The sequence below is a fragment of the Brevundimonas sp. BAL450 genome (genome assembly GCF_015767455.1).
In the GTDB taxonomy this organism is placed as follows: domain Bacteria; phylum Pseudomonadota; class Alphaproteobacteria; order Caulobacterales; family Caulobacteraceae; genus Brevundimonas; species Brevundimonas abyssalis.
Genome location: NZ_JADWOW010000021.1, coordinates 1 through 13,463, shown reverse-complemented (window position 1 = coordinate 13,463; position 13,463 = coordinate 1). Strand labels below are relative to the sequence as shown.

12 protein-coding genes are annotated in these 13,463 nt (G+C 66.3%); 4 read left to right on the top strand and 8 right to left on the bottom strand.

Annotation, left to right across the window (positions count from 1 at the left end; all coding sequences use genetic code 11):
* Positions 1-134: 134 nt before the first annotated feature.
* Both IWC96_RS00410 and IWC96_RS00405 read left to right on the top strand, forming a co-directional pair.
* Complete coding sequence (locus tag IWC96_RS00410; RefSeq protein WP_148291440.1) at positions 135-479, top strand: hypothetical protein; 345 nt, start codon at positions 135-137, stop codon at positions 477-479.
* Positions 480-874: 395 nt separating this feature from the next.
* Positions 875-2,197, top strand: coding sequence for an MFS transporter (locus tag IWC96_RS00405; RefSeq protein WP_021696769.1), 1,323 nt, complete (start codon positions 875-877; stop codon positions 2,195-2,197).
* 10 nt (positions 2,198-2,207) lie between these two features.
* Here IWC96_RS00405 and IWC96_RS00400 read toward each other — a convergent pair whose 3' ends face one another.
* The 7 genes from IWC96_RS00400 to IWC96_RS00370 form a co-directional block, all read right to left on the bottom strand.
* Positions 2,208-2,831 carry a transmembrane anchor protein gene (locus IWC96_RS00400; protein ID WP_196838161.1) on the bottom strand — a complete coding sequence of 208 codons (624 nt, stop codon included), beginning with the start codon at positions 2,829-2,831 and terminating at the stop codon, positions 2,208-2,210.
* Between the two features lie 15 nt (positions 2,832-2,846).
* Positions 2,847-3,575: a HupE/UreJ family protein gene (locus tag IWC96_RS00395; protein WP_021696766.1), complete on the bottom strand. Its 729-nt coding sequence runs from the start codon at positions 3,573-3,575 to the stop codon at positions 2,847-2,849.
* A complete protein-coding gene (locus tag IWC96_RS00390) occupies positions 3,572-6,748 on the bottom strand; it encodes an efflux RND transporter permease subunit (RefSeq protein WP_196838160.1) in 3,177 nt (1,058 codons plus the stop codon). The genes IWC96_RS00395 and IWC96_RS00390 overlap by 4 nt, the downstream gene beginning before the upstream one ends.
* 11 nt (positions 6,749-6,759) lie before the next feature.
* Positions 6,760-8,013 (bottom strand): efflux RND transporter periplasmic adaptor subunit, encoded by a 1,254-nt coding sequence (locus IWC96_RS00385; RefSeq protein ID WP_021696764.1) that lies wholly within the window; start codon positions 8,011-8,013, stop codon positions 6,760-6,762.
* Positions 8,010-9,323: a TolC family protein gene (locus tag IWC96_RS00380; RefSeq protein WP_231378733.1), complete on the bottom strand. Its 1,314-nt coding sequence runs from the start codon at positions 9,321-9,323 to the stop codon at positions 8,010-8,012. The genes IWC96_RS00385 and IWC96_RS00380 overlap by 4 nt, the downstream gene beginning before the upstream one ends.
* Positions 9,324-9,373: 50 nt before the next feature.
* Positions 9,374-9,784: a hypothetical protein gene (locus IWC96_RS00375; protein ID WP_196838159.1), complete on the bottom strand. Its 411-nt coding sequence runs from the start codon at positions 9,782-9,784 to the stop codon at positions 9,374-9,376.
* A gap of 134 nt (positions 9,785-9,918) precedes the next feature.
* Positions 9,919-10,284, bottom strand: coding sequence for a DUF6471 domain-containing protein (locus IWC96_RS00370; RefSeq protein WP_081703422.1), 366 nt, complete (start codon positions 10,282-10,284; stop codon positions 9,919-9,921).
* A 206-nt stretch (positions 10,285-10,490) separates the two neighbouring features.
* Here IWC96_RS00370 and IWC96_RS00365 point away from each other — a divergent pair, with 206 nt between their 5' ends.
* On the top strand, positions 10,491-12,164 hold the full coding sequence (locus tag IWC96_RS00365) for an IS1595 family transposase (protein WP_231378732.1): 1,674 nt from the start codon (positions 10,491-10,493) through the stop codon (positions 12,162-12,164).
* Here the strand turns inward: IWC96_RS00365 and IWC96_RS00360 are convergent.
* On the bottom strand, positions 12,161-12,679 hold the full coding sequence (locus IWC96_RS00360; protein ID WP_021696759.1) for a hypothetical protein: 519 nt from the start codon (positions 12,677-12,679) through the stop codon (positions 12,161-12,163). The two genes, IWC96_RS00365 and IWC96_RS00360, sit on opposite strands and share 4 nt — an antisense overlap.
* 179 nt (positions 12,680-12,858) lie before the next feature.
* Here IWC96_RS00360 and IWC96_RS00355 point away from each other — a divergent pair, with 179 nt between their 5' ends.
* Positions 12,859-13,404: a hypothetical protein gene (locus IWC96_RS00355; protein WP_196838158.1), complete on the top strand. Its 546-nt coding sequence runs from the start codon at positions 12,859-12,861 to the stop codon at positions 13,402-13,404.
* The last annotated feature ends 59 nt before the right edge of the window (positions 13,405-13,463 follow it).

The window sequence follows — 13,463 nt, the reverse complement described above, 5'->3', positions numbered from 1 at the left end:
CTGCTGCGAGAATGGAAATGCCCAACTGTGTTGTCCCGACTGGAGCGGACCAACCGAATGTCCTTCACGCTCTGACCCGCAAGCACGCCGAGATCAGCGGAAAGATCGGCCACGCCCGACTGGTCCTTCGCCAATTGGCGGTCGAACTGGAGCACATCGACGCGACGATCCGCATCTTTAATCCTGCCATCGACATCGGTGCGATCAGGGCCAAGACCGTTCCATTGCGCGACCCGGCCCACAAGGGGGAGATCGCCAGGATCGTAATCGACACACTTCGCGAGGCGGACGACCCGGTGACGCCCCGCGCGATCACCGAACGGCTGATGGAAGTCCGATGCCTCAACGGCGCCGACCGCGAACTGTTCGACGTCATGCTGAAGCGGGTCCGTGCGTGCCTGCGCGCCCAGCGGATGCGGGGAATGGTCCAGCCGGTCGCCTTCGCCGACAGGACCCAGGGCTGGGAGATCGCCGAATGAGGGCGGGTCGCAAGGAGCCACTGCGGTTCATCCGTGGCGGGCATGTCTTCCACATCGCCAAGGCCTATACCGAAGGCGAAACGGGCTTCATCGGACTGCGGGACGGGCGGGTCCTTGCGCGAGCCCCGGAAGCCTCGCAGGTCGCGCGACTTCTCATCACCGGCTTATGACGGTCGCTTCTCCTGCTCGATAGTCTCCACCATCGTAGGGTGTCGGCGGGTGGCCGTTGGTCCAGTGATAAGTCTTTGGGGTGCGCTGCGTGGCCTGAATCCTCTGGTCGAGGGCCGTGATCTGGGGGGCTTAGCGCAAAGCTGGCCGAAACCCCCATCGTGCAATCCAGAACGTCGGAGCCCTTCGTGGGCCAAAGGCGGCATTGCTTCTGCTAGTCTGGTCCGATGTTCTCCCCCCTCCGCCACGGCGCCTACCGTCACCTTTTCACCGCCCAGGTTGCGGCCCTGCTCGGAACGGGCATGGCGACCGTTGCGCTCGGCCTGCTGGCCCATGATTTGGCGGGCGCGAGCGCGGGGCAAATCCTCGGCGCGGCCTTGGCGATCAAGATGGTCGCCTACATTGGCGTCGCCCCGTTCGCGAGCGCGCTCGCAGCGCGGTTGCCGAGGAAGACCCTCCTGGTGTCGCTCGACCTCGTCCGGGCGGGCGTCGCCGCGTCCCTGCCCTTCGTCGCCGAGCCGTGGCAGGTCTATGCGCTGATGACGGTTCTCTACGTCGCCTCAGCCGCCTTCACCCCGGCCTTCCAGGCCATGATCCCCGATCTGCTGCCGGATGAGACGGAATACACCAAGGCTCTGTCGCTCTCGCGGCTGGCGGCCGATCTGGAGAGCGTAGCCAGCCCGGTTCTGGCGGCGCTGCTGCTGGCGGTGATGAGTTACAGCAATCTGTTCGCGGGCACGGCAGTCGGGTTCGTCGTATCGGCCCTGTTCGTCGTCAGCGCCGTCCTCCCGGCGCTCAGCACGGCACGGCCCCGTCCGTTCCTGCAACGCCTGACGGGCGGGCTCCGGCTGTTCGCCTTGACGCCGCGTCTGCGCGGCCTGCTGGCGATCAGTCTGGCGACGGCGGCGGGCGGGGCGATGGTGTTCGTCAACACCGTGGTCCTGGTGCAGTCGCGTTTCGCCATGTCGGAACAGGCGACGGCCTGGGCGCTGGCGGCGTTCGGCGGGGGATCGATGACGGCGGCGGTGGTTCTGCCTCGCCTGCTGGTGCGGGTGTCGGACCGAACGGCGATGGCTCTGGGCGCGGGCGTCATGACGCTGGTGCTGCTGTCCGGTCCCTGGGTCGCGGTCAGCTATCCCGCGCTGCTGATGCTGTGGGTCGTCATGGGCTTCGGCTATTCCCTGACCATCACCCCGGCGGGCCGGGCCTTGCGGCGATCATCGAACGCCGCTGACAGACCCGCCCTGTTCGCGGCCCAGTTCGCCCTGTCCCACGCCTGCTGGCTGATCGCCTATCCGGTGGCGGGCATGGTCAGCGCCGAAGTCGATCCCGGCGCGGCCTTCCTCGTGCTCGCCGGCCTGTGCGCGACGGGCACGGTGCTCGCCCTCGTGATCTGGCCCGCGCACGATCCGGAGAACCTGCCGCATCGGCATGATGACCTCGGGGCGGACGACCCTCACCTCGCGGAGGGACACGGGGCGGCTGGCGTCCACGCCCACCCCTTCGTCATCGATGAGCGGCACAGACGCTGGCCGACGACGAAGGAGTAGCGACACCGGGTCAGACCACCCGCCTGACCTCGGTGTAGGCGCCGGTGGTCTGGAGCGTGATGGTCACCGGCTCCCCGGTGCGGTTGCGCCAGAACCAGCCGTGGCTGCCGGTGAAGGCGGCGACGAGTTCGCCCTCAACCCGTTGCTCCGAGCCCTTGCCGTAGCCGTGGTAGGGCGTTCCGGGACGGTCGGCGTGGGTGTCGAAGTTGACCGCGCCGCCGCTGCTCGTCCAGGTGAAGTCCACCCGGGAGCCTTCCTCCATCACCAGCTTGATCTCGGCGCCCTGATCGGGTGCGAGGGTGATGACGGTTTCGTCCGAGCGTTGGCCGTTCGGGACAGAAGTCGCTCCGGCCGGAGTGGCTGGGGAGGTGGTGGTGACAGCGGCGGGGGCGGACGCCGTCACAGCCAGGCCCGCCTCTTCGGCCTCGGCTTCGGCGGCGAGTTGCATCTTGATGCGGCCCATCTCCGTCAGCCCCAGAAGCGATCCGACCCGGGTCGGATCTACGCCGTATTCGGCGGGCAGGACCACGGTGACGAGCAGAGCAGAGGCGATCACGACCGCGATGCCGGTCGACTTCAACAGCTTGCCAGTCGAGGGCAGTTCGGAGGCGTCGGGCTTGTTGGCATTATACATGGGTCAAGTCTCCGGTCAGGTGACGAAGAAGCCGACGAGCTGATAGCCCGCCAGGATGAAGCCGAGGGTCATGACGACCACATTGGTGGTGTAGGCGTGGCGCCAGAAGCTGGATGACTGCCGCCAGAAACCCATGACGATCAGGATGGCGCCGAGCGCCAGAAGCTGGCCAATCTCGACGCCGACGTTGAACGCCAGCAGATTCCCGATCAGGCCGTCGGGCGACATGTTGAAGTCCTGGAGCTTGGTCGCCAGGCCGAAGCCGTGGAACAGGCCGAACACCAGGGTCGCGACCTTGGTGTTGGGCTGGAAGCCGAACCAGCGCTGGTAGGCCCCCATGTTGTCGAGGGCCTTGTAGACCACCGACAGGCCGATGATGGCGTCGACCAGATAGCTGGACACGCTGATGTCGGTCAGCACGCCCAGCAACAAGGTGGAGGAGTGACCGATGGCGAACAGGGTCACATAGATCGAGATGTCCTTCATTCGGTAGAGGAAGAAGATCACACCCAGCAGGAACAGCAGGTGGTCGTAGCCCGTGACCATGTGCTTGGCCCCCAGATACAGGAACGGCCAGAACAGGAAGCCCGAGGTCTCCTGGATGTAGCCCTTGTCGCCGTCGGCGACGCCGTGGGCGAAGGCGGCCGTCAGCAGGCCGTTGAGGAACAAGACGAGCAGCCCGAGCAGAAGGACGCCGGCGGGCGTCCTCAGCCAGGCGGCCCATCGATGGGTCGCGGCGGTCATGCATTACTCCGGTTGAAGGGAAGACGGTTCAGCCACGACGGCCGCGCGCCCGCAGGGCGTGGCGGGCGGCCATGGACGAGGCTGTATAGGGCGGGCAGGACCAGCAGGGTCAGGATCGTCGAGGAGATGATTCCGCCGATCACGACCGTGGCCAGGGGGCGCTGAACCTCTGCCCCGGCTCCCACGTTCAGCGCCATCGGCACGAAGCCGAGGCTGGCGACGAGGGCGGTCATCAATACCGGCCGCAGCCGGGTCAGGGCGCCCTCGCGGATCGCCTCGCCGAGCGGCTTGCCATCGGCGATCAGGCTTCGGATGAAGCTGACCATGACGACGCCGTTGAGCACGGCGACGCCGGACAGGGCGATGAAGCCCACCGCCGCCGAGATCGACAAGGGCAGCCCCCGCATCGCCAAGGCGGCCACTCCGCCCGTCAGCGCCAGGGGCACGCCGGAGAAGACGATGGCCGAGTCCTTCACCGACCGGAACAGGGCGAACAGCAGGCCGAAGATCAGCAGCAGCACCACCGGCACCACCAGTTGCAGCCGCTTGGCGGCCGAGATCAGTTGCTCGAACGTGCCGCCGTAGCTGATCCAGTAGCCGGCAGGAACCTCGACCTCGGTGCCGACCTCTTCCTGCACTTCGGAAATGAACGAGCCGAGGTCGCGGCCCCGAACATTGGCGGTGACGACGACCCGGCGCTTGCCGTCCTCGCGGCTAATTTGGTTCGGTCCTGTCTCCACGGCAATGGTGGCGATCTCCTCCAGGGGCACGAAGGCGGTTCCTCCGGAGCTGGGCACGGGAATGCGCAGCCGGCCGATGGCGTCGGTGTCCTGACGCAGGGTTTCGGGCAGACGGACCACCACGTCGAAGCGGCGGTCGCCCTCGAACACCTGACCCGCCACGACGCCGCCGATGGACGCCGACACCACTTGCTGGACATCGTCCATGCTGATGCCGAGTCGTGACAGAGCCGCGCGGTCGGGTCTGATCTGGAGCACGGGCAGGCCGGTGACCTGCTCCACCGAAATGTCCTCGGCGCCTTCGATGCCGCTGATCACGCCCTCGACGGCGTTGCCGACCTCCAGCAACTGGTCGAGATCGTCGCCGAACACCTTGATGGCCACATCCGCCCGCACCCCGGAGAGCAGTTCGTTGAACCGCATCTGGATGGGCTGGGTGAACTCGTAGTTGTTCCCGGGGATTTCGGCCACGGCCGCCTGCATCTCGGCCAGCAGTTCGGCGCGAGGTTTCCTCGGGTCGGGCCAGTCCGCGCGGTCCTTCAGCATGATGAAGGTGTCGGCGACCGACGGTGGCATGGGATCGGTCGCAATCTCGGCCGTGCCGATTTTGGCCACGACCCGCTCCACCTCCGGGAACTGGGCGATGCGTCGCTCCAGCGCCGTCTGCATCTCAACAGCCTGGCTTAAAGACGTGCCGGGGATGCGCAGGGCGTGCAGGGCGATGTCGCCTTCGTCCAGGTTGGGGATGAACTCCGACCCCATCCGGCTGGCGCCCAGGGTCGCGATGGCGACCAGGGCGACCGCCACGGCGACGAAGGCCACGCGCAGCCGCAGGGCCATCTCCAGCGCCGGCTGGTAGAACCGGCGGGCGCCGCGCATGACGAAGCTGTCCTTCTCCTCGACCTTGCCGGTGACGAACATGGCGACGGCGGCGGGCACGAACACCAGCGACAGGACCAGCGCGCAGGTCAGGGCAATGACGACCGTGATCGCCATCGGATGGAACATCTTCCCCTCGACCCCGGTCAGGGCGAAGATCGGCACATAGACCAGGGTGATGATCAGGACGCCGAACAGGGACGGCCGGATCACTTCGCTGGAGGCCGAGGCGGCCAGGGCGAAGCGTTCGTCACGGGTCAGCAGACGACCGTGCTGATGCTGGGCCTGGCCGAAGCGGCGTAGGCAGTTCTCGACGATGATGACGGCCCCATCGACGATCAGGCCGAAGTCCAGCGCGCCCAGGCTCATCAGATTGCCCGAGACCCCGGTGCGCACCATGCCGGTGATGGTCATCAGCATGGTGATGGGAATGACGGCGGCGGTGATCAGGGCGGCGCGGATGTTCCCGAGCAGCAGGAACAGCACCACGATGACCAGCAGCGCGCCCTCGACCAGGTTCTTCTCGACCGTATGGATGGCGCGATCCACCAGATCGGTGCGGTCATAGACCGGCACGGCGCGGACGCCCGTCGGCAGGGCTTCGGCCGCCGTCTCCAGTCGGGCGGCGACGGCCTGGGCGACGGTGCGGCTGTTCTCGCCGACCAGCATGAAGACGGTGCCTAGGACGACCTCGCGGCCGTCTTCGGTTGCGGCGCCGGTGCGAAGTTCCTCGCCCATGACCAGATCGGCGACGTCAGCGACCCGGACGGGCACGCCGTTGCGATTGGAGACGATGATCGCGCCGAGGTCTGCAAGGCTCTCGGCCTGGCCCGGAACACGGACCAGATACTGTTCGCCATAGCGTTCGACATAGCCGGCACCAACGTTTGCGTTGTTGCGGTTCAGGGCCTCGACGACTTCAGCCATCGTCACGCCATAGGCGACCAGGCGGTCGGGCCAGGGGGTGACGTGATACTGACGCTCGAACCCACCGATGGTGTTGACGTCGGTGACGCCCGGCGTGTTGCGCAGTTGCGGACGGATGACCCAGTCCTGGAGCGTCCGCAGGTCTTCGGGCGTATAGAGCTCGCCGTCGGGGCGGCGCGCGCCCTGTTCGGCCTCGATCGTATACATGAAGATTTCGCCGAGCCCGGTGGCGATGGGGCCGAGTTCGGGGGTCAGGCCTTCAGGCAGCTGCCCCCTCGCGGCCTGAAGCCGTTCATTGACCAACTGGCGCGCAAAATAGATGTCGGTGCCGTCCTCGAAGACGACGGTCACCTGGCTGAGGCCATAGCGGGAGACCGAGCGGGTGTATTGCAGCCCCGGCACCCCGGCGATGGCGGTCTCGACCGGGAAGGTGATCCGCTGTTCGGACTCCAGCGGCGAGAAGCCGGGGGCCTCGGTGTTGATCTGGACCTGGACGTTGGTGATGTCGGGCGTGGCGTCGATGGGCAGACGCTGGAAACTCCAGACGCCGACCGCACAGGCCAGGACCACGAGCGCCATGACGAGCCAGCGGAACCGGATCGACAGCGCGATGATGCGTTCAAGCATTTTCCGCGCCCCTAGTGATCGTGGCTCGCGCCGGACTTCTCGACGTCCGCGCGAATGAGGAAGGCACCGTCCACCACATATTCGGTGCCGGGATCGATGCCGCTGAGGACCTCGGTCCACTCGGGCGTGCGGCGGCCCAGTTCGAGCATCCGCACCTCATAGGTCGTGCCGAAGCGGGCATAGACGACGGTGAAGTCGCGGAACGGCTGGAGCGCGCGGGTCCGCACCGCCAGCGGCACCTGACCCGCCCCAACCTGCACCTCGCCGGACACGCCAAGGCCCGGCCGCCAGACGCCACCCTGATAGGGCAGGTCAACATGGGCTATTAGGACCTGACTGGTCAGATCGGCCGAAGGTAGCACCGCCTCGATCCGACCGTTGAAGGTGTAGTCCCCCGCCAGACTCTTCACGACGACCGGCTGGCCCGCCCGCACCCGTTCGGCATCGCGCGGATAGAGCAGAAACTCGGCGTGCAGCCGGGTGGGATCGCCGATCATCAGCATCGGCTCGCCGCCGCCGGTGATGGAGCCGACGTTGACGTTCTTGGCCACGATCATGCCGGAGATCGGGGCGGTGATCGCGTAGGTCTGGAGGCTCTCGCTGGACTCCACACGGGCGATGACCTGGCCGCGAGAAACACGGGTTCCCAGTTCGACGTTCAGCGCCATGACGCGCCCCGGATAGCGCGCGTGGACTTCAGCCTGACCCTCAGGCGTGATCTCGACCCGTCCGGTCAGCGACAGGCTCTCGCCCAAGGTCGCGGGGCCGACCCGTTCGACGGTGACCCCTCCGGCTCGTGCCGCGTCGGCGGTAATGGTCGTGCGGCCTTCGTATGAAGCGTAGGTCCAGCGGTGCTGGTTGCCGGCATGGCTTGCGCTCACCGCCACATCGAACGAGTGCGGCTCCGACACCACGCCTGGCCCGGTCAGGTAGTCGTTCTCGGGCGCGAAGGTGAAGCGATCCGTCTTTGGTCCCGTCCGCTCCAGGGTGATGGTCGCCTGCACCTGACGCGGATCGATGGGCCGATCATTCAGATAGGGATAGAGGCGGAACAGCGGCTCAGGCCCGTCCTCGTAAATCGTCACCTCCAGTGCAAAATCGCCGTCGCGCAGCATGCGTCCGCGATGCGGGCCACGCTCGTAATCGCCGGCGGCGACCTCGCCCTCGGCCGTCTCGGGAGCGCCCTGGCCGCAAGCCGAAACGCCGACGGCGAGCGCCAACAACGCCACGGCGATGATGCGCCGGCAGGAAATGGAGCGGATCATGGGCGGGTCTCCAGGCCGAGCAGGTCGGCGTGCGCGCCGGTCAGCCGGTCAAGGCGGGCGCGGTCCATGTGAAATTGTTTGAGAACTGCGACCCGCCGTTCTCTCGTAGCGAGAAGCGCGGTCTGGGCGGCAATGACGTCGTTGTAGGTGAAGCCGCCTCGGTTGAATCCATCGCGCACGAGGTCGACCGCGCGTTCGGCTTGTGGCAAGGCCTCTTCCGCGATGCGACGCGCCTGGCTGGCTTGCGCCATCAACTGCACCTGGAGGCGGGCGATCTCGCGCTCTCGCTCCTGGCGGAGGGCCGCCATGTCGGCTTGGGCCGCCACGCCCTCGAATCTCGCCCGTTCGATGGCCCCTTCGTTCCGGTCATAGCGTCCCAGCGGAATCGACCCGCCGACCACCAGACCAAGGTCTTGACCTTCCCAGAAATGACGGACGCCGACGCTGACGGTCGCGTCGGGCGTGGCCCGCGCCTGTTCGACGCGAACTCTGGCTTGGGCGATATCCCGTTGCGCGGCCAGAACCGCGAGGTCGATTTCGTTGGCCTCGCCGGCGACTTCGCGGGCGGCGCTGGTGTCTTCGAAATCGGCCGGATCGAGGGAAAAGTCCGACGCCCCGATCCAGAACCGGCCTAGCGTGGCGCGGGCCAGTCGGGCCTGTGTCTCGGCCTGGTCGAAGTCAATTTGGGCCTGGGCCAGTTCGGCCTCGGCGCGGGCGCCGGCGAACAGCGGGTCGCGCGCCATATCAACCCGACGCTGCACGTCCGTCTGAAAGCGTTCGGCCAGGGCGAGACGTTCGCGCGCGATTTCAAGGTCGGCTTGGGCACCGAGGGCATCGGCCCAGGCGCGCTGCACCTGCTCCAGCCGATCCAGCCGCCGGATCGCGGCCTCGGCCTGCACCAGGGCGGCTTCGCCCCGGGCCAGAGCCACCCGGGCCGGTCGATCACCACCTCGCTCGAACCGCTGCTCGTAGGACAGGGTCGTCTCGGTGCGATCGATGATGTTGCCGCCGCCCAGCGTGGGCAGATTCTCAACCATCAGACCCAGGGTCGGATTGGGCCGGACGTCGGCCTGGCGCACGGCGGCGTAACCCGCCCGCGAACGCGCCTCCAAGCCCGGAAGTCCAGGGTCCACCTCGGCGGCGCGTGCGAGCGCCCGGTCAAGGGACAGACTCGACGCACTGGCGGCCGAGCCTGTCGGCTCCTGTGCCACGGCGGTGTTAGACGGCCATGCCGCCAGTGAGAGCGCCAGCGCCGAAACGGCCGCCAGACGCGCCCACGATCCGGCAGAGCCGGCAATCGGGGTCTTCAAGGGTATCTCCGGGAAACGGGTTGCGCGCAGCCGAAAGGGGCCGCGTCGGTTCAGACGACCGTGCGAATCCGTTTTGGAGGATATTCCGGCCCGTCGCCGGTATGGCTCGACAGAGCAGGATCAGGCCCCGGTCGCCGGAGCGCGGACGTAACGGACGACGTGTCCGTCAGAACCCGGCCTGAGGACGGCATGGCGGGCTGACCGTCGCCGCCGCCATGATGGTGATGCCCGACAGGGATTGACCCGTCACCTGACCGATCCGTCCCGGTATCGGGAACTTCTTCCGGAGCCACATGGACATGCGCCGCATGATGATCGTGATCTGATGCAATCAGCGCGACAGCGGGCCAGTCCGCTGCGTGGGCGAAGTCATGCTGCGACTGCGACACATACTGCAGGTTCATGGCCGCCAAGATGGCGACGCACAGACCGATGCAGAGGTGGCGAAGGGCGTGCGGCAAGATTTAAGGCTCCTGTCGCCCGTGTAGCTTCCTGCGGGTCCGTTGGCAATGCCATGGTCGAAAACGCGGGCCGCCTCTGCGCCGAACCGAGCGCAAACTACTGAATAGAGGAGGCCGCTTAATGATGGAGGAGGTTAGCTCTCCTCCTCCCCGCCCTCGATTTCGGCCGTCCGTTTCGCAACGAGGGCCCGGGTCGCGGCCGGAAACTTCCTCGTGAACGTGTAGGTCTGCACCTGGCTGCTGGAGAGTTGTAGGAAGGTGCAACCGATGGCGTCGAGGACCTGAAGCAGGAAGGCCGCCGAAAAATTTCCCCGGCTGATCTTGTTGCGAAGGTTGGCTTCCGTCTCCTTTATGCCGATCCTGCCGAGCGCCTGCACCAGGTGGGCGTAAGTCATATTCCTGCGCTTCAGCTCGGCCTTCAGCAGCCCCTTCGCCTCTCCGGACCAATCCCGGAGCTCCTCCTCGGCCAACTCTTTTAGGTTTTCCACCGTCGCCTCCATCGTCGAGTCGGAGGGTAGGCGGAGGCCCGCCCCATCGCAAGGCGGCCGTCTCATATATCGTGAGGTTTGTATCGCGCGGCGGGGCAACAACGTCACCGTGCGCATCGATAAGCACGCGAATATATCCAAAAATGTTACTTTTATCTTGACGGCCAAGAAGCGCGCGTATATCGCCAAATTCGATACATTTGTATCCGGATTTGTCCTTGTCGCCATCGAACTGCGATATGGGCCCGGCCACGGCCGTGACGCCTTTCGATATCGGTGGATGGACCGAGGCGGAGGCGCGCGCCCAGTTCGTAAAGTTCCGCTTCGCCGAAAACGGCGGGGAACCGTTCTGTGGGAAGTGTGGCTGCGTGGCTGTGAGCCACTACAAGTGCCGGCCGATCTACAAGTGTAAGGGATGCGGAAGCCAGTTCTCGGCAACGTCCGGGACGCCCTGGCAGAAGCGAAAAATCAAGTTCCGCAAGCTGATGTATTTGATCGCCTGCTTTGTCGACAACGTGCAGGCTCAGACAGCGCGGGCGATCTGCCGACACATCAGGGTGCAGTATAAGACTGTGCTGCTCTGGCTTCACAAACTGCGCGCTGAGATCGCCAATCGCGCCGCCACGGCTACCCCGCTGCTGTCAGGAGAAGTCGAGGTCGATGGCGCGTATTTTGGCGGTTATGTTCGCCCGAAGAACCAGGCCAAAACCCGCAAGGACCTCCGCAAAATTCCCTATCGCGCTAACGATCGGGCGCTGTGCGTGGTCGTCGCGCGGCAGCGGGGTGATGGTCCGATCCGGACCTGGGTGGGCAAGAACGAGATCGATACCCGACCTTTCGTGAAGGATGCCGTTCAACGCAACAGCGTGGTTTTCACGGATATGGCACCGCATTGGGGTAAGCTGCGGGGCAAGTTCAAGCTGTTTCGGATCAACCACAAGCGCGCCTACTGCACGCCTGAAGCCTGCACCAATCAGGCCGAGACGCTGTGGGCTCTGATGCGCGTGATGGAACGCGTTCATCGTCACATCTCGCAGAACTACCTGGACCTCTATGCCGCTGAGGCGGCCTGGACCCTCCAGAAGGGTAAGCGCGCCGAGGGTGAGGACTTCACCAACCTGATGGCGTGGATGAGCCGTCAGGGTCGTTCGCCGCTCGCTGGTTATTTTCAGGGGCGCAAGCGCTCGCTTCCGCTGTGCAAGGTGGACGGCACGATCGAGGACTGGAAGCCGAAGCCGCGCAAGGGGACGGTGACGTTCATCGATAAGGACGCGGAACCGATCGAATACAAGCCGCGCCGACCGCTGGCGAAGACGTGGCGCGAGGGTTTTACCTTCCTGTCCGCCGAGCAGTTCCTGGCCGCCCCTTCGCTGGTCCCCGACCACGGCGGTGTCTACGCGGTGTTCGTCCGGGGTGGGCAAGCCATCTTTGGGGCCACCGGTTACCAGGATGTCCCCCAGCGTCCCGTCTGGCGGCACGATGACGCGGATCACGCCTACACCGGTGAAACCTATGGCCTTCGGACGCGCATCCTCAGTCACCTCGCGGGCGACATCTTGGTCTCCAACCTGCGCGAGACCCTGATGGCGCTGCAATGGGGTGGCGGAGCCCTCCCGGACGGGCCTGACGTCGAGGCCGGCCGCATTCAGGCCGAACGGGCCCTGACTGAGTGGATGAAGGCCAACATCCTAGTGGGCTACCGCTCGTGCAGCTACGTCAAGGACGTCGAGACGGCGATCCTCGACGCGACGGCCAGCCCGTTCAACCTGAGGCGGAGCAATCCGTCGGCCTATGCCGATGCACTCCAGGACCTGCGCAGGCGTTTCCGGGACGACGTCGTCAGCGGCTGGGCCAAGCCTGAAGGCCAACCGCACCCGCGAGTGCGCCGCTAGTCTTCCTCGTCATCCACCCGCCAAGACCACCTTGTGGGGGAGCCGGGGTGTTCGACGAGGTCCTGTCGATAGGTGTTCATCAAGCCGTTGTTGACGGCCGTATGATACCTCTGGCGCTCCGCGACCGTAGATAGATCGTAGCCAAACCGTTCGCCGAGCAGATCGACGATCTCCGCGATCGTCAGCGGCTGGGTCGTCTCCTTAATGATGTCCATCGCGGTTCCCGCCACGCCCTGCGGCGGGATGCCCCGGTTGGGTTCCCTGGGTCGGATGGGCTTGGCGGCCGCATGATCCCAGTCGGGGTTCAGCATCTTCACCACGTAGGCAAGGTGAGGAAGGGCCTCCAAGATTGCCGCGCGGCGTTCTTCGCGTGCCGGCGCCGCCGCCTCGTAGGCCTCGCGATCCGTGATCAGGCGCAACAGGCGTTTGGGTGGCTTGTCCAGCCGCTCAAGTTCGCCAAGCATCTGCCCATGGATTTTCGCCAAGCGGATACCCAGCTTTTCTTCTTCGTTCATGAACGCCCGATAGCCCGCCTATCGGCAGGCCTCAACGCTTGATCGAGGCGAGGTGTGACAACTACCCAATGCCGGCGCATGGTCCCGTCGTCGGATCGGCTCCGCCGCTCCTCCTCCACCCCCGATGGGGGAGGATTGGTGCGTCCGGTTTTGACGTTTCGGCGCCCTACCCTGCCCGCATGTACGAGCGGAAGCCCCACAAGATCCGGTGCGAGGACACATGGGCCGAGATCCGGCGCGGGTGGGAGCGCGGGGAGACGGGCGCCTCGCTGGCGCAGCGCTATGACGTGGGGCTGGCCAATCTGTGGCGGCGGCGGGCGTCGGAGGGCTGGCGGCGGGGGCGGCCCGAGGACCCCGCGCCGGAGCCGGTGGAGGGCTGGGACAAGCGGGCGCAGCGGGCGCTGGACGCGTTCCTGATCCGGCGGGAGGAGACGCGGCTGCTGGCCGTCAAGCTGGCCGAGGCCATGCTGGGCGGGGCGCTGCATGAGGTGCCCCTGTGGCACGCGGGCTTCGTGCTGGACTGGCGCGCGACCCGGCTGGGGCCCGAGATCGCGGCGGCGGACCGGGACTATATGCGCAAGCACGCCTGGACCGAGGCGTTCTGGCGCGAGGACGGCGGGCTGAAACACCTGCATGCGCTGGACGTGATCACCCTGGACGCCAACCGGGAGGCATGGCGGGAGGATCACGGGATCCCGCCGGGGAAGGCGGAAAATTATCCCTGACGGGGTCCTGCACCCAACACTCCTCCCCCATCGGGGGAGGGGGACCATGCGCAGCATGG

Coding starts and splice junctions, on each gene's coding strand:
- IWC96_RS00405 (WP_021696769.1), top strand. CDS start 875: ATGTTCTCCCCCCTCCGCCACGGCGCCTACCGTCACCTTTTCACCGCC.
- IWC96_RS00400 (WP_196838161.1), bottom strand. CDS start 2,831: ATGTATAATGCCAACAAGCCCGACGCCTCCGAACTGCCCTCGACTGGC.
- IWC96_RS00395 (WP_021696766.1), bottom strand. CDS start 3,575: ATGACCGCCGCGACCCATCGATGGGCCGCCTGGCTGAGGACGCCCGCC.
- IWC96_RS00390 (WP_196838160.1), bottom strand. CDS start 6,748: ATGCTTGAACGCATCATCGCGCTGTCGATCCGGTTCCGCTGGCTCGTC.
- IWC96_RS00385 (WP_021696764.1), bottom strand. CDS start 8,013: ATGATCCGCTCCATTTCCTGCCGGCGCATCATCGCCGTGGCGTTGTTG.
- IWC96_RS00370 (WP_081703422.1), bottom strand. CDS start 10,284: ATGGAGGCGACGGTGGAAAACCTAAAAGAGTTGGCCGAGGAGGAGCTC.
- IWC96_RS00360 (WP_021696759.1), bottom strand. CDS start 12,679: ATGAACGAAGAAGAAAAGCTGGGTATCCGCTTGGCGAAAATCCATGGG.
- IWC96_RS00355 (WP_196838158.1), top strand. CDS start 12,859: ATGTACGAGCGGAAGCCCCACAAGATCCGGTGCGAGGACACATGGGCC.